Raw genomic sequence first — 16,112 nt, forward strand, 5'->3', positions numbered from 1 at the left:
GAATGCTGATGAACCAAGACCATCTTTACTCGCTAGAAACGATTGCTTCCTTGTTGAAAATTCCTAAGTCCACATTGCGCTATTGGGAAAAAGAACGGTTGATTCATTCTGTTCGAGGCGATACAAATGATTATCGACAATACACAACAGAACAGCTGATTGCTATCTGTGAAATCAAGTTTTATCGCGACTTAAATTTTTCCATTAAAGAAATTAAAAACTTATATACCAACCCATTATCAGATACCCAGAAATTACTAGAAAATGCACGTCAAGATTTAGAAGAACGCATTACACAGTTAAAGCAAATCCACAGAAACTTAATCACTTATCAACAAAAATATGAAGAAGTCAGCCAACTACAAGAGGAAGTCTTGAAAGAAGAAATACCGCCGTTTAAAACTCTTTACTATTTCCACCCTGCTAAAGCAGAAAATCTTTTGCTTTACTTAAATGATCCAAGTATTTTAGGCTTTGTTTTATCACCAGATGAACAAACTATTGAACATTTTTCAACGACTAATAAAGACAGCGCCGCTTTCCCTTTAGCCTTACACTGGGAATTCGATGCTTCTAAAAGCTACTATAGTCAACTGATTCGTATAGAAGAAAGTAGCAATCAGTTGCAGCCACAACAAATTCAGAAAAATCTAATTTACTTAAAAGAACAAGGCTATCAAGTCCATCAACTATTGGGCCGCTATCTGCTTTCAAAAAAACATCAAGATTACTATCAACTATGGTTTGAGTGTTCTAATTAGAAAAACGTCAAATCGGCTTAATCCCCTAAGTCGATTTGACGTTTTTCTAGTTACTCTTAATGATTTTATTTTTCAATAGCCATTGTAAAAATAACACAAGGACTACAACTGGCCAAAGCGTGATTGGGAAAAAGAGCCCCACAAAAATGCCTGGTACAAGAATCGTCCCTAAAATCTGGGTTGTTAAACTCGTAGCAAAAATTGCGACAACAAAAAGCGAGTCAATTGTTGGGAAAAATTGTGCGACCGCAAACCCGATTAAAATAGCTGAAAAAACGACGGGAAAAATATCGCCACCTATCCAACCTGTCTGTAAACAAACTTGTAAAAATACTAGTTTCATTATCGCAGCGACCACCAAGATATACCAGGCTTGTTGACTACCAAAACTAGGAACTAAATGCATAAAAGATTGTCCTGAAAATAGTAATCTTGGCATTAAAACAACAAAGAGAAAAATACAAGCTGCACCAAAGCTTACCAGTATGCTTTGCTTTTCTTCAAAAGGTTGGCATAGTTTAGCCAGAGCAGCTTGCAACCATTGATAGGCGTTACCAATCACAAAAGCAGTTAATAAAGCGGGTAAAATCAGCCATAACGAAGCCATTTCAATTTTTCCAGTTCCTAACTTCGTAATAAACGATGGGTGTCCCACCAATTTCATTAAAAAGGTAAACACCACCAACCCGTTCACAATAAATAACCCGTTCATCACTTGTTTCAGTTTCTTTTTATCCGCAGGAGCGAGCCTCGTGTCGTAGCGCTGAACAAACTGTTGCGGATGTAGCAAGCGCTGAATTTTTGTCCAAAATACTTGCTGTTCTTGCTCGTCATAATGAAAATAAAGGTACCTTAACTTATCAGATTGCCAGACTGACAACGAAATAATTGCTCCCAACAATGCGGCTTCAGGACCGACACCAGCCCCGAAAATTAAAATTACCAAGGCGGCCAATAAATTTCTAAACACTCCTGAATAATCGACCGATTGTTTCGCCTTCAATTCTGTCAGAGCCTCATGCGCCGTTTGTGGTACTTGTCCGAAGCGTTTCTTCAGATAACTCAATACCAACGCTCCTAGCACACACAAGATAAAATAATAGAGGATTGGCCATTTCATTTGCGCTGGCAACACCTCCCAGAGCAGAGTTGTTAGCTCTCCTTCAATGATTAAAAACGCTCCTGAAATTCCCGCGATGATACTACTTAAAAATAACCCACTGACGATAATTGTCCACATTTTTCTGTTACGCATACTTCCTCCAAATGATAGTTGTTTCTTTTATAGTAGCAGATAGTTAGTGGTTTGTGTTTGAAGATTTTGGGAAGGATTTATTTTTTTGAAAAAATTGAGGTTATGAAAAGATTCCATTTTTTATTGATTAAATTATCCTTCTTGTATAATCGTTTCTTTTAGCTATATATATTCCATTAAATTAAAAACCGCCACTTATATTGCTTCTTAAGTTCCCACAAACAACGCCACTTCCAGTGCCAACAAGTCCACTTCCTTATCAAAATCCAACAGCACTAGCTGTTCAATTTTCTCCAATCGTTGTAACAAAGTATTACGATGAATAAAGAGCTTTTTGGCTGTTTGAGACAAGTTTCGTTTTGATTGAAAATAGACATTCAGTGTATGGACAAAGTCGGTATGTTGCTGTTGATCACTTTTCTGCAATGGTTGAAGATATTTGTTTCTGAGGGTTGCTTGTCCTTCTTCTAAAAAATAACGTTGTAGTGTCTGTCTAAAATGAAAATTCGCGTAGGAAGCAATCCTCATTTCAGGTTTTTCTGCAATGAATTGACGTTGAAAGGCTAAAACGTCAATCGCTTGTTGATACGATTCATGAATCTGGGTCAGACCTTGAATCTTAGGTCCTATTGTTAGGAAAAGTTCCACATCTTCTTGTACTTTCATTAACTGATTTATGCTACTTTGCGCTAGGCGTTGCATCATTTTCAGATAATCGCCTTCTTTTTCAGGTGGATCGTCAACTAATAAAATAAAGGAACTATCAATTTCAATACAAACAATTTTTTGTTTATCCCCTAAGATAACTTGGTTTAGCTGGTTACCTAAAATAGACATTCTTTCTTGCCTTTGGCGTTCATTTAAGGTTAATGAAATTAGCAAAATCGCATAGGGCTTATCTATTGCCAAGCGATAATATTGTTGAAATTGTTGGAAGACAGCTTGGTCCCTCTTTTCATGCGCAATCAGCTTAAAAAATAATTCGTTTCGTTGTTGGTATTCTTCAAATTTCCGTGAGTATTCCAATTGCAATTGTAAAAGTAAGTAATGAGCTGTGATTTTAAAATGAGCCACGTCGACTGGTCGTAATGGAGCCAAGGTGTTCCAGACGAGTAAATAATATAAAATAACATTTTTCTTTTTAATTGGATAAATTTCAATTGGCACCACTTGGTTCTGGAGTTTCAACTGTAAATGAATCGGTTCTTGATAAAAGCGTAATAATGGATGACTTTGTTCCAGTAATTGTTTTTGGAACTCTGAGGTTTCTTGTCTATCTTCTAAAATGCTAGAAATACGAATTGGATTTTTAGGCAAGTCAAAAAAATTAACTCCTTCAAAGTGGTCATTCAATAACAAGACAGGATTTTGAATGGTTTCTGCTAGATCCTGCAGCAAATGAAAACTGCTACTTCCCGTTTCTAAGATTTGATAAATTTTATTATGCAATGCGGTTTCTTGCGCATTCATGTCAAATTGTTCTAACGTGACACGACTTTTCAACACGTCAGCAATTTGCGAAAAGGTGTAATTGTAAGGAATTGCTAAAATAGGTACATTCATTTCATTTGCTAGTTTGATTAGGTCTGGTGGAACTTCTTCAAAATAACGTTGGGTTTTAAATCCTAAGGCAGCACAATGGTGTTTGGCTAGTTCTTTCAAAAAATTTTTCTGTAATTTCCGATCATCTTTAAATATGTACCCTGTCGTTAACAGCAGCTCACCTGCTGTTAGCCAATCTAAAATATCAGGATTTTCTAAAATATTGACTTTTAAAATCGGTTGGTCCTGATTTTTATGTCCTGCCACTAAGGTAATGCCAGGTAATTCTTCTAACGTTAATAAATCACTCACTTTTAACATCATTTATCCTCCCAATGTACAAATTGTCCATTCAAACTTGTAAATCAATGTCATTTTTAGCAATTGTTTAGCGTGCTGGATTCTTTTATTATGAAGTTGTGAAAGCGCTATTAAAAAGGAGGTCGTTGGAATGACAAAAATTTTAGTTTATGACCAAACGATTTTATCGAAACTCCCTCATCAAACATTGACTAGTTTGCAATGTTTTACGCACGCTATTAATTATGGTCATGTAGACACCCAAGAAATTCTCTTGACCATTTCAACGCATCCCGAACATATAGCACCTAACACGATTATACTCGATGAAAAAAAACTTAGCCATTTCGCTGATTTACCTGTCCAAATTGAGCCCCTGTTTATCCGGTTAGGCCGACGACAATTAACCCTAGCCGATGCCCAAATTTGGCAACCAACGCCACTTTATTTAACACCCAGTAAAATAAAGATAGCTATTTTTTTAACGTATATTCAGCAAACTCGTTTCAATCCTTGGCAAACGCTTTTTCCTGCTTCGTCGTCAACCTTTCTTTTTGATTCTTATAGTCGGACCCAGATTCAAAAAGAAATGGTTCATTTTCAACAAGCTTGGGAGCAAAAATCTTTTAAAATAGCTCTTGATTGTTTAACGAAGATTTTGGGATTGGGGATTGGTTTAACTCCCACTGGCGATGATTTTATCACAGGATTACTTGCTAGTTTTTCTGCATTACAGCAGCTTCCCTCGAATTTCCAACAGCTGGCTGTGCTAGCCAAGGAACGAACGAATGCGGTCAGTTATGCGGAAATCCATGAAGCAGTGAACGAGCGGTTTTCTCAGCTAGTTCAGCGTGTTTTTTTATCAATTGAAAGTGGAAATACAAACGAAATGGCTCAAGCGGTTTCAGCTTTAGAGGAGGTGGGCTCAACTTCAGGAAGCGACATACTTTGCGGCATTATTTTTGGTTTAAAACTATTTTGTGAGGAGAATAATCATGACAATTCAAACAGTAATTAAAGAGAACGCCTATTTTGATTCAGTTACTTTAATGACCATTTCAACACGAGCCAATGAACTGGCTGGAGTTAAAACCGCAATGATTGGGATGGGAACCGACATGAATCTTGAAGTGATTCGGAATGTTGGTTTATATACACCCGCCTTGGATCATGTTACAACGGGCGATTTATTAATTGTTTTAGATCTTGATGACCAAGCGAACTCAGAAGAAATTTTACAGCAAGTCGACGAGTTATTTACGAAGAAAAAGAAAACCGCTTCTTCTGAAGTAACCTATAAGACGTTAGATTCAGCCCTTCATGAAGAGCCTGATGCCAACTTAGTTGTAATTTCTGTCAATGGAAAATTTGCTGCACGAGAAGCGCATAAAGCTTTAGATCAGCAAAAACACGTCATGCTCTTTAGTGATAACGTGACGGTTAACGAGGAATTAGCGTTAAAACAAAAAGCACACGAAAAAGAACTGTTTGTGATGGGTCCTGATTGTGGAACAGCGATTATTAATGGTGTTGGGTTATGTTTTGCTAACGAGGTACGTTCAGGAGATATTGGAATTGTCGGCGCTTCTGGTACGGGTAGCCAAGAAGTTAGTGTTCAAATCCATAAATATGGTTATGGGATTTCACAATTAATTGGTACTGGTGGCCGTGATTTGTCTGCTGAAATTGGTGGGCTGATGATGCTTGACGGGCTGGATGCTTTAATGGCTGACGAACAAACTAAGGCAATTTTGCTTATTTCTAAACCGCCTGCTCCAGAAGTAACAGAGAAAATTTTAAAAAAATTAGCTGTTTCAACTAAACCAGTTGTTATTTATTTTATCGGCAGTGAACAAACGGAACGAAAAATAGACAACGTCACTTTTGCTACTTCTTCTCTGGATGCAGTTCAAAAGGTGATTCAATTTAGTCAAACACAGGAAGCGGAAACCAGCCTCTATCAAAATCCGACAGGCGCAACGTTAACAGCCATCCAACAGCAACAAGCCCCTTCTCAAAAATTTGTTCGTGGGTTGTTCTGTGGTGGCACTCTTTGTGATGAACTTTTATATGCTTTAACAGAAGTCTCTGATGATGTTTATAGTAATATTCATAAAATTCCTGAACGGCAATTAGCAAATCCTGACCACAGCCAAGCACATACATTGATTGATTTCGGTGATGATCGTTTCACAGAAGGACGCCCACATCCAATGATCGATCCGACTTCTCGGATTACTCGCATTCTTCAAGAAGCCAAAGATCCTGAAGTGGCAGTTTTAGCGTTAGATTTTGAATTAGGTTATGGTTCTCACGAAAATCCTGTTGGCGTGTTAGCGGAGGCGTTAAAGGAAGCCAAAGCAATAGCGAAAGCAGATGGTCGTGAGTTAGCCATTATTGGCTATGTTTTAGGGACCGAAGAAGATCCACAAGATATTCATGAACAGCGGAAAATTTTAGAAGATTTAGAGGTTCTCGTTGTCGACAGCAGTCATCAACTTTGCGAAGCCACCAAAACTTTTGTAAAAGGAGCGAACGAACATGAGCAGAAATGATCTTTTTAAACAGCCTTTAGATACGATCAATGTAGGCATTGACTTTATTCATGAAGATATGAAAAAACAAGGGATTCCTTCACATCAAGTAAATTGGGCACCGCCAGCCAATGGTGACCCAGAGCTATTGAAATTATTGGATCAATTAAAAAATCCAACACTTTATGAAAAAATCCAACAAGCCAACGAAGAAGCGGTTACCCGCATTATTCAATCAAAACCTATTTTAGTAGGATTTGATAAAGCAATTAATGTCATGCCCGATATGACTGAAACGACCATTTTACATGCTGGGCCACCCATTACTTATGAAAATATGTGCGGACCGATGAAAGGTGCCGTTCAAGGAGCGCTTGTTTTTGAAGGATTAGCAAAAGATCTAGCTGATGCCGATCGGGTTGCTCGTTCTGGCGCGATTACGTTTTCTCCTTGTCATGAACATGATGCCGTTGGTTCCATGGCTGGCGTGACTTCTCCGAATATGTACGTTCATATTATCAAAAATGAAACGTACGGCAACACGGCTTTTACTAATTTAAGTGAACAATTGGCGAAAGTTTTACGATTTGGTGCAAATGATCAATCCGTCGTGGATCGCCTGATTTGGATGCGCGATGTTTTAGGTCCATTACTTCATGATGCCATGACTTTTTGTCCAGAAGGCATTGATTTACGCTTAATGCTTTCGCAAGCCTTGCATATGGGTGATGAGTGTCATAATCGCAATGTAGCTGGAAGTACGTTGTTAGTCCAAGCATTAACACCTTACATGGTTCAAACTGATTTTTCTCGTGAACAATTAAAAGAAGTATTTGAATTTCTTGGCAGTTCTGACTATTTTTCTGGTCCGACTTGGATGGGCGCCGCTAAATGTGCGTTAGATGCTGGGCATAATGTGGAGAATAGTACAATTGTCACCACCATGTGTCGCAATGGGGTCGAATTTGGGATTCGTGTCAGTGGGATTGGCGGAAATCACTGGTTTACGGGGCCTGCCCAACGGGTGATTGGTCCGATGTTTGCTGGTTACACACAAGAAGATGCTGGTTTGGATATGGGCGATAGTGCTATTACAGAAACGTATGGTGTTGGCGGATTTGCTATGGCAGCTGCACCAGCAATTGTCCCATTAGTTGGCGGAACAGTGGCAGAAGCATTGAATTATTCAAAAGAAATGCTGGAAATTACTACGAAAGAAAATCCCAATGTCACGATTCCTGTTTTAGATTTTATGGGGATTCCTTCAGGCATCGATGTCTTAAAAATCTTAGAAACAGGGATGCTGCCTGTCATTAATACTGCTATTGCTCATAAAGAACCGGGGATTGGTATGATTGGCGCTGGATTGACTAATCCGCCAGCGAATGTCTTTAACGAGGCACTAAAAGCTTTAGTAGCTAAAATAAACTAATTTCAAAAACTTAGTAAAATGTCATTTTTTTTGGAGCGATCATATGAAAAATAAATCGATCAATTACGAAGCCGTTTTAGCTCTTGTTGTAAAAATTTTTTTGGGAATGTTCCTGTATTGGATCATGAATGGCTTTCGACATGTGTCTAACTTTTTTCCTTACAATGACGTAGTTACCAAAGTGAATCAGCAGGGATTTTACAAATTTATCTATTTTGTTATGAACTTCACGGAAGGGGAATTTTACGGTGGACTTTTTACAACGTTTTTCTTACTAATCGGCGGTCTGATTGCTTGGCAACTTTATCGAAAAAATTCAAAATGGCAGGGATTTGCAATTGCTGGTGGTTCTGGTGCTTGGCCTTGGGTACTTGCTTCTCAGCTACTTTCCCTCTTTTTAACTATTTATGTTTTTGATTTTACACGCTTTTTTACAAAAGAAGTGTTGTGGTTACCAACGTTTATTGTGGTGGTCGGCACGCCGCCAGCTTTAACGCTCGTTTATGGTCCTGGCTGGAAAAAATTAGGAACGATTTCTCTGTTGAGTGCGCTTTTCACCTTTCCGTTTGCCAATTGGCTGAATGCGCAATTGATGCCCCTTTTAAATGTACCTGGGACAGTTTCCAACGTTACCACAATGGCTTTTGTTGGCTGGATTGTTTCAGCCATCTGTCATCAACTTCCTTGGATGGTTCCTTCTGTTGCACCAATCGCTCAGAAGCGGCAAAAACAACCTAAAATTGAAAATACGCAAACCTTTCAATGGTCAATACGACGCACTTTTGCTGACTTCTCCGAAGCTTGGTTTTATGGAAATGAGTTAGTTGGAGGTTTGGTAATTCTAGGCGTTTTAACAGATTGGTTTGTCAATATTAATCATATTACAAATGGTTCTGGCTTGGTTCCTGACATTTTAATGGGACAAATGATTGCTTCGGCTGTTGGTGTTTTTCTTTATCGAAAACATTTCGCTGAAGAAGGTTGGTATCCAACGTTTATGCCACTGGTCAGCATTGTTCCTGGTGTGATTTTAATGATGGGTGGTGGCTTTTGGCTTTCCCTGACCATCGCCGTTTTAGCAGGAATCAGTGCGGCCCCTGTCGGTAGCTATATTGCTAAACGATTACCTCCGTTTGTTCCTGGTGCTGTCGGCTTTGTATCAGGAATGGCTGTTGTAACCATTTTATTGTCAGCCGTTTTGCATACATTTGATATTTTTGTATAGTGAATAAAAAGAAGCGAATGACGATTCGCTTCTTTTTTTAATTGACCAATCCCCTTTTTATCCGTATTCTTAAGCAAAAGGAGGTTTTGCCATGTACTCCATGTTAAAACGTGTGATAACGGAAAAAGATTTGCTTCGGCAAATTCGTTTGTTGGAACAGTTGTTAAATGTTCCTCAGCTGACAGCCAAGCGTTTAGCCACGCAAATCCAGACGACAGAGCGAACCGTTTTTTCGGATTTACAGTATATTCGCAGTCAATTACCCGCCGACTGGTCCATTGAAACCGATAGCAGTGGTATTCGGTTACGCAATCAGGGGAATGCGCAAACCAATGAGCTTTGGTCATTATTTTTACCTCAATCCATTAGTATTCAGCTATTAAAAGAGCTACTATTTACGAAAGAGTTGGTGACAACTTCTTTTTTGAGCACTAGTGGTGTTTCTTATGAAACTTTGAAGCGACATATCAAAAAAATGAATCTGGCCTTACGTGATTTTCATTTAACGATTCAACTAACCACGACGACCATTCAGCTAATCGGGGCAGAAAGCAATATTCGGATTTTTTATCATCGTTTGTTGGTGCCTTTTACTCATAATAATTATTTTTTTGACGATTATTCTATTCATGAGGAGCATTATTTCCAATTTTTGAAACAAGTTTACAGTAGTGAGTTGACGGTGGAAACGGAAGAAATTTTTGGTGCTTGTTGGTTTTTCATTAACACGATTCGCAACAAAGCCAATTGCCGAGTGAGTCAATTTTCTTTTGATTCAAAAGATGTCTTGTTTCAACTTTATCAACCGTCCTTGGCAAAACTTTATGCTTCTGAAGGCATCTATTTGCAAGGAGAGGAAAGTTTTTTTGCCTTCTTTTGTTTCTTAGAAAGCTGGAATTACGATAATGTCTATGGCGAAACGTTGGCTTCTGCGCTCCACACTCATTACAGTCAGCTGCGAAAGTCGTTACAACAGTTTGTCACTAATTTGTCCACTGAAGAAGCCCGGCCTGATTTAATCCAAACAAATTTATTGGATAATCTGTTATTGTTATTCATTAAATATACCGAGTCCCCAACACTTTCTGAGCAATTTCAATTGGAATATCAAGAATTAATGACCGAACAAGCCGCAGAGGACCTTGCGTTATCAAAGAGCAACCAAGAACTTTACTTTTGGAGATTTTATCTCGCTACACCACGATTGAAGAACCGACTTATTTTCTTAGTTTGGCTTCTTTGTTAGAAAAACAAGCCAGTTATTCCATTCAGGCGCAAACGATGACTGCCTATTTCCTCTTTCAAGGGGAACCTGCTTGGAAAGCTTTTTTACAACAAGAATTAGCTGCTTATTTAGGTACTCGTGTGAAATTACAAGCTATTGAATATGTGGAACTAAGCCAGTTGACGTTAAATGAAGCCGACATAATTATTTCCAATTTCCCCTTGGATCATCTTGATCTTCCTGTCTTTTATCTCTCTTTAATTCCAACAAAAAATGAACTCCGCCGACTAGCAGAGCTCACTCTTCATTCTTATTTTTAAAGGAACTAGCGAGGACATTCGCTAGTTTTTTGGCTTTCTTTCGTCATGAATCGTTTGGTTATATATTTTTCCCCTTCAACAAGGAAAAACAGACTCACAACATGGACGAAAATCATTGCTAATTGAAGGCCATTTAAAGAAGTTGTGCCAATTAATTGCTGCGCTACTGGCCAGTAAACTACTAGTGCTTGTAGTAAAAAGAGGATTCCTAATGAAGCAAACAACACTTTATTTTGGAAAAATCCTGTGCTTAACGACGGATCAACCAACTTACGACAGTTGATCATATACGCTGCTTGCGCTAAGACGATACTTTGTAAGAGGAACGTTTGCTGTAAGGCTTGGCCCTCAAATTGTAACGCCATGAGGTAACCTGGTACCATAATGAGTACCGACACATAGACGATTCTAAAAATACTGTACTTTGTTAAAATGCCTTCGTTGACATCTCTTGGTGGTCGTTTCATGGTATCAGCACTCGCTTTTTCAAAACCTAATGCATAAGACAAAGTAATCGTAGTTACCATGTTTACCCATAATATCTGGACAGGTGTCAACGGTAGAGGATGATTCATTAAAAGCGCCCAGACAACAATTAAGCCTTGTGCCAAAGAAGTTGGCAAGAAGAAAGTAATCGTCTTTTTCAAGTTATCAAAAATGCGGCGTCCTTCTTTCACAGCTTTAGCAATCGTATGGAAATTATCATCTGCCAAAACCATATCTGCGGCTTGTTTGGTTACTTCACTTCCTTTAATTCCCATGGCAATTCCGACATCAGCTTTCTTTAGTGCTGGCGCATCGTTCACACCATCGCCGGTCATTCCGACAATTTCGCCATTGTTTTGTAAAGCCGTGACAATTCGTAATTTATGTTCTGGTGTCGTTCGTGCAAATACATCGACTTTTTGAACGTGCTGAGCTAATTCTTCATCTGACATAGCATCAATTTCTAATCCTTCAAGGACTTTTTTCGTATGCTTTAAACCAACTTGCTCGCCAATGGCTTGTGCTGTATCTTTATGGTCTCCGGTAATCATTTTGACGGAAATACCTGCTTCTTGAGATTCTTTGACGGCTTGAATGGCACTTTCTTTTGGCGGATCGATGATGCCTGCCAGTCCAGCAAACGTCAATCCTGACAATGCTTCATGTGTCAGTTCCTGTTGTGACGTAACTGTCTTATAAGCGAAACCTAATACCCGTTGTCCTTTTTGCGCTAATTGCGCAGCTTGTGCTTGCCAAGCACCTTTTTGATTATCAGATAACGTAGAAAGTTGTAACAATACTTCTGGCGCACCTTTGACATAAATAATTGAACCTTCTGCTTGCGGATGGCGAGTGGCCATGTATTTGTAACTTGAACTAAACGGAATTTTCTTTTCTACAGGGCGTAAAGACAGTTGATCCTGATCAACATATTGTAGTAAAGCTAACTCGGTAGGATTCCCTTGTAAGTCGGCGATTTTTTGTTGGTCTTGTAATTTCAATTCTTGACAGTTGGCCATAATCTCTTTGACAATGGTCATTTCTTCAGTCACTACATCCATTACCGTCATTTCGTTTTTAGTTAGCGTTCCTGTTTTGTCTGAACAGATAACTGTCATTGAGCCTAATGTTTCAACGGAAGGCATGCCTTTAATAATCGCATTTTCTCTAGCCATCTCATGAACACCCATCGATAAAATCATCGTTAACACAGCAGGTAAGCCTTCTGGAATCATTGCTACAATTAATGCAATCATCGCAGAAAATAAGAGGTTCCATTCCATGCCATGACGAAAAGTGGTAAACAAAATCAGAAACACGATCAAAACCATAATCCCTTGGAAAATTTGCTTGTTTAATTGGTGCATTTTCCGCACGAGCGGCGTTGTTTTTTGATCTACTGACTGCAACGCGTGATTAATTTTTCCAACTTCAGTGGAATCTCCTGTTTCTACTACAACGCCCAAGGCTGAGCCCGCTTGGACAAGAGTTCCTGAAAAAGCCAAATTCTTTTGATCGCCTGTTGGCAATTCTTCATTCAAGGAACCGGTAATTTTCTCCACGGCTTCTGATTCGCCTGTCAAAATTGATTCTTCAATCATCAGATTATGAACATCAAATAAGCGCAAATCTGCTGGAACTACATCGCCAGCTTGTAACGTGACTACATCTCCCAGAACCAACGTTTCAGAAGAAACGGTTGTTTTTTGTCCATCAATTAGAACGACTGCCTCTTGGCCCATCATCTGTTTCAGGCCGTCTAATGATTCTTCTGCTTTACGCTCTTGCCAATAACCGACAAAGCCATTGACAAGCACCACTAGAAAAATGATACTTCCTTCGACCACTTCGCCTGTGGCAAATTTTAGAATTGCGGCAGCGAGTAAGACCACCATTAGTAAATCTGTAAAATGTTTGGCTAGCTTTTGCCACGTTTTCAGTTGTTGTTTTTCTTCAATTTTATTTGGACCATTCGTTTGTAAACGTTGCTGACGTTCTTTGCTAGAAAGACCCGTTTGCTTCGTCTTAGTCTGCTCGATTACTTTTGTTGAGGAAAGTTGATACCATTTCATTTCGTGTACCTCCTATTTACTTGATACCTTTATTATAGAGAGGATTTTCTTCACAAAATGGTCGATAATTTCAGTGGCCCCTGAAAAAAATGGGGCCGAGATTATTAAAGAAAGGAACAACCCGCATTTTAGCGGGTTGTTCCTTTCTTTTAAATATTTTCTTGTTCGACCACCAATTGACTTTTGCCAATTAACGCTTTGACATCAATACTTTCACCATTTTTACGTCGGTCTGCTAACTCAACTGAGGTGGTAAACAACAAGTCACTAGAAGAGTTCAACGCTGTTTCAATGGAATCTTGGACTACGCCGACGATAAAGCCAACGCCGACGACTTGCATGGCAATATCATTGGAAATGCCAAACAAACTACATGCAAGCGGAATTAACAACAAGGAACCACCAGCAATTCCTGAAGCCCCACAAGCAGAAACAGCGGCGATGATGCTCAACAATAAGGCTAAATAGATTGGCACGGACATTCCTAATGTGTGGACTGCCGCCAATGTCATAATGGTAATCGTAATGGCTGCGCCGCCCATATTAATCGTTGCGCCCAGCGGAATAGAGACCGCATAAGATTCTTCATTTAAATCCATTGCTTTCGCCAATTCCATATTAATGGGAATATTGGCCGCAGAACTGCGTGTAAAGAATGCGGGAATCGCACTTTCCTTTAATACAAAAAAGACTAACGGATACGGATTTTGCCGAATATTCCAAAAAACAATCGCTGGATAAACGACTAAAGCAACCACGGCCATCGTACCAATTAACAATAATAATAACTGGCCATACTTGGCTAACCCTGCAATGCCTGTGGTTGCCACCGAATGAAACACCAAACCTAGAATTCCAATTGGCGCAATGCCGATAATCATTTGAACGACCGTGGTAATCCCTGTCGAAAGATTGGCAATCACATCCTTGGTAGCGACTGAACTTTGACGTAGCCCAATGCCGATTAATGAGGACCAAAATAAAACAGATAAATAATTGCCTTCAATCATCGCTTGAATCGGATTTTGGACAACGCTTGTTAACACATTACTTAAAACATCACTAAGTTGCGTTGGGGCTGCTTGCGCTTCTTGCGCCGCCTCCAAGACAATCTTAACGGGAAACAGATAGCTTGCTGTCACGGCAACAACAGCTGCCAAAAATGTCGCTAACAGATAAACAACTAAAATTGATCCAACATATGTTTTCGCCCCAGCCTTTTGTTGGGCTAGCGACGCAATAATTAAGACAAAAACTAAAATCGGCGCAATTGCTTTTAAGGCGCCCACAAACAATTCACCAAGAACGCTGATGAAGGTCCATTCTGGCACCAAGAAACCCAAGGTGGTTCCAATCACAATCCCTATCATGATTTTTTGAATTAACGATAATTTCCGAATCGCTTTGACCATTCACTTCACGCTCCTTTAAAATAAAATACAGTTTGGGACATACTACCATAATTATTAAGATAAAAAAAGAGTGTTTCTCAAAAAACTTTCATTTTTCGAGAAACACTTGGTCAACTCATCAATTTCGTCTATTTTTCTGAAGACTTTTCCTCTGAATGTTCTTTGTTTTTATGGTGATGGTGGTGATGACTTTGTTTAGAATACAAGTAGGATTTTGCTACGACCGAAATAAACATAGCCATAATCCCCAAGCCTACTGTAGCATAAACCATGGTGAAAATTTTTCCCAAGTCAGTAACTGGATGCACATCTCCATAACCAATCGTGGTTAACGTCATGAAACTTAAATATAACGAATCTAATGGCGACAATTTTTCCACTGTTGAATAAAAAATAGTCCCACTCAACAACGTGGTTGCCAGTAAAAAGAACAAGGCACGAGTGTCTTCTTTTTTTAAGATACCTAAAAAAGATGAAAATAATTTTTTGACAGAAATAAGTAAAGATAGCAAAAAAATGACCTCTTTCTATTGTTAATCTCTTCTTAACGTTAGCACTTTTTAGATAAAGTTCAACTTTTTAATTGGTGTGGTTAAAGAAAATTTATTTTTTTGTTATTTATAATACACTTCATCTAAAAACAACCCTTGTGCAGGAGCCGTTTCACCTGCGCCTTCTCGGACTTTTGTTGCGAATAATTCGTCAATTATCGCTAATTCTTTGGTGCCTGCACCAATTTCTAAAAGTGTCCCAACGAGGATGCGGACCATTTTATGCAAGAAACCATTGCCCACAAAAGTGAACTGTAACATTTCGCCGTCTCTTTCAATCGTAATCTTTTCAATCGTTCGAGTAGTCGATTTTTTGGTTTTTTTCAATGCTGAAAAGCCAATAAAATCATGGGTCCCTATTAATTTTTGGCAAGCTTGTTCCATTTTTTCTTGATCCAACGCTTTGGGAAAGTGAAAACTATGATACCGTTCAAAGGCATTAGGAATTGGGCTATTCCAAACATAGTAGCTGTATTGTTTGCCTGTGGCGTTATACCGTGCATGAAAACGTTCAGGCATTTCTGTAACTTCTTTAACAACAATATCGCCAGGTAAATATCGATTTAAAAAGGATAACATTTCGGTTGTTGTTAGTGAACTAGTCGTTTTAAAATTCGCTACTTGACCACGTGCATGTGTGCCGGCATCCGTTCTGCCTGAGCCAATAATTTCAATCGGTTCACCTGTCATTTGTGTTAAAATACTTTCAATTTTCCCTTGAATCGTTTTCTCTGAATTACCTAGTCGTTGCCAACCTGAGTATCTTTTACCATCGTATTCAATGGTTAATTTTATGTTGCGCATGGGCGAAGCTCCTTCGTATTCTTTTTCTCTCTTATCATAGCAGAAATAGGTGGATTTTTCTTCTTTTCCAAGAGAGCCTGGGACAAAAATCACTTTGGATTTTTGTTCCAGGCTTAAAAATTGATAAACGGCGGGAACAAAAGCAACTCCTTCGGAAATAAGCCGAAATTCTCCAAAAATTAAAGAACAATTT

11 protein-coding genes and 1 pseudogene are annotated in these 16,112 nt (G+C 38.9%); 6 read left to right on the top strand and 6 right to left on the bottom strand.

The features are described 5' to 3' along the window. Positions 1 to 8: 8 nt before the first annotated feature. Complete coding sequence (locus IGK86_RS12765) at positions 9 to 761, top strand: MerR family transcriptional regulator (RefSeq protein ID WP_010709058.1); 753 nt, start codon at positions 9 to 11, stop codon at positions 759 to 761. Between the two features lie 46 nt (positions 762 to 807). Here IGK86_RS12765 and IGK86_RS12770 read toward each other — a convergent pair whose 3' ends face one another. Then, positions 808 to 2,016, bottom strand: a complete 1,209-nt coding sequence (locus tag IGK86_RS12770) for a chloride channel protein (RefSeq protein WP_016616577.1) — start codon at positions 2,014 to 2,016, stop codon at positions 808 to 810. A 207-nt stretch (positions 2,017 to 2,223) separates the two neighbouring features. Continuing rightward, positions 2,224 to 3,882: a PucR family transcriptional regulator gene (locus IGK86_RS12775; protein WP_049095613.1), complete on the bottom strand. Its 1,659-nt coding sequence runs from the start codon at positions 3,880 to 3,882 to the stop codon at positions 2,224 to 2,226. Positions 3,883 to 4,009: 127 nt separating this feature from the next. Between IGK86_RS12775 and IGK86_RS12780 the strand changes: the two genes are divergently transcribed. The 5 genes and pseudogenes from IGK86_RS12780 (at position 4,010) to IGK86_RS12800 (ending at position 10,594) form a co-directional block, all read left to right on the top strand. Beyond that, on the top strand, positions 4,010 to 4,876 hold the full coding sequence (locus IGK86_RS12780) for a DUF2877 domain-containing protein (RefSeq protein WP_016616579.1): 867 nt from the start codon (positions 4,010 to 4,012) through the stop codon (positions 4,874 to 4,876). Beyond that, on the top strand, positions 4,854 to 6,413 hold the full coding sequence (gene fdrA / locus IGK86_RS12785) for an acyl-CoA synthetase FdrA (protein WP_010713750.1): 1,560 nt from the start codon (positions 4,854 to 4,856) through the stop codon (positions 6,411 to 6,413). The genes IGK86_RS12780 and fdrA overlap by 23 nt, the downstream gene beginning before the upstream one ends. Continuing rightward, positions 6,400 to 7,824, top strand: coding sequence for a DUF1116 domain-containing protein (locus IGK86_RS12790; protein WP_016616580.1), 1,425 nt, complete (start codon positions 6,400 to 6,402; stop codon positions 7,822 to 7,824). The genes fdrA and IGK86_RS12790 overlap by 14 nt, the downstream gene beginning before the upstream one ends. A 43-nt stretch (positions 7,825 to 7,867) precedes the next feature. Beyond that, positions 7,868 to 9,049, top strand: a complete 1,182-nt coding sequence (locus tag IGK86_RS12795) for a hypothetical protein (protein WP_002367380.1) — start codon at positions 7,868 to 7,870, stop codon at positions 9,047 to 9,049. 100 nt (positions 9,050 to 9,149) lie between these two features. After that, positions 9,150 to 10,594 (top strand): annotated as a pseudogene (locus IGK86_RS12800) (helix-turn-helix domain-containing protein). 5 nt (positions 10,595 to 10,599) lie between these two features. Here the strand turns inward: IGK86_RS12800 and IGK86_RS12805 are convergent. The 4 genes from IGK86_RS12805 to truA all read right to left on the bottom strand — a co-directional run bounded on the left by IGK86_RS12805 (position 10,600) and on the right by truA (position 15,919). Further along, positions 10,600 to 13,152, bottom strand: coding sequence for a cation-transporting P-type ATPase (locus tag IGK86_RS12805; RefSeq protein WP_016616582.1), 2,553 nt, complete (start codon positions 13,150 to 13,152; stop codon positions 10,600 to 10,602). A gap of 149 nt (positions 13,153 to 13,301) precedes the next feature. After that, the gene (gene sstT / locus IGK86_RS12810; RefSeq protein ID WP_002359106.1) at positions 13,302 to 14,564 is read right to left on the bottom strand and encodes a serine/threonine transporter SstT; all 1,263 of its coding nucleotides are present in this window, start codon (positions 14,562 to 14,564) and stop codon (positions 13,302 to 13,304) included. Positions 14,565 to 14,692: 128 nt separating this feature from the next. After that, positions 14,693 to 15,076 carry a potassium channel family protein gene (locus IGK86_RS12815; RefSeq protein ID WP_025193931.1) on the bottom strand — a complete coding sequence of 128 codons (384 nt, stop codon included), beginning with the start codon at positions 15,074 to 15,076 and terminating at the stop codon, positions 14,693 to 14,695. A 102-nt stretch (positions 15,077 to 15,178) separates the two neighbouring features. After that, positions 15,179 to 15,919 (bottom strand): tRNA pseudouridine(38-40) synthase TruA, encoded by a 741-nt coding sequence (gene truA / locus IGK86_RS12820; protein WP_010715458.1) that lies wholly within the window; start codon positions 15,917 to 15,919, stop codon positions 15,179 to 15,181. Positions 15,920 to 16,112: the final 193 nt, after the last annotated feature.

Source organism: Enterococcus sp. DIV1206, assembly GCF_051712485.1.
Classification (GTDB): Bacteria; Bacillota; Bacilli; order Lactobacillales; family Enterococcaceae; genus Enterococcus; species Enterococcus faecalis.

What these genes read in the sequence shown, in the direction of transcription:
- IGK86_RS12765 (WP_010709058.1), top strand. Translation starts at nt 9, where the DNA reads ATGAACCAAGACCATCTTTACTCGCTAGAAACGATTGCTTCCTTGTTG.
- IGK86_RS12770 (WP_016616577.1), bottom strand. Translation starts at nt 2,016, where the DNA reads ATGCGTAACAGAAAAATGTGGACAATTATCGTCAGTGGGTTATTTTTA.
- IGK86_RS12775 (WP_049095613.1), bottom strand. Translation starts at nt 3,882, where the DNA reads ATGATGTTAAAAGTGAGTGATTTATTAACGTTAGAAGAATTACCTGGC.
- IGK86_RS12780 (WP_016616579.1), top strand. Translation starts at nt 4,010, where the DNA reads ATGACAAAAATTTTAGTTTATGACCAAACGATTTTATCGAAACTCCCT.
- fdrA (WP_010713750.1), top strand. Translation starts at nt 4,854, where the DNA reads ATGACAATTCAAACAGTAATTAAAGAGAACGCCTATTTTGATTCAGTT.
- IGK86_RS12790 (WP_016616580.1), top strand. Translation starts at nt 6,400, where the DNA reads ATGAGCAGAAATGATCTTTTTAAACAGCCTTTAGATACGATCAATGTA.
- IGK86_RS12795 (WP_002367380.1), top strand. Translation starts at nt 7,868, where the DNA reads ATGAAAAATAAATCGATCAATTACGAAGCCGTTTTAGCTCTTGTTGTA.
- IGK86_RS12805 (WP_016616582.1), bottom strand. Translation starts at nt 13,152, where the DNA reads ATGAAATGGTATCAACTTTCCTCAACAAAAGTAATCGAGCAGACTAAG.
- sstT (WP_002359106.1), bottom strand. Translation starts at nt 14,564, where the DNA reads ATGGTCAAAGCGATTCGGAAATTATCGTTAATTCAAAAAATCATGATA.
- truA (WP_010715458.1), bottom strand. Translation starts at nt 15,919, where the DNA reads ATGCGCAACATAAAATTAACCATTGAATACGATGGTAAAAGATACTCA.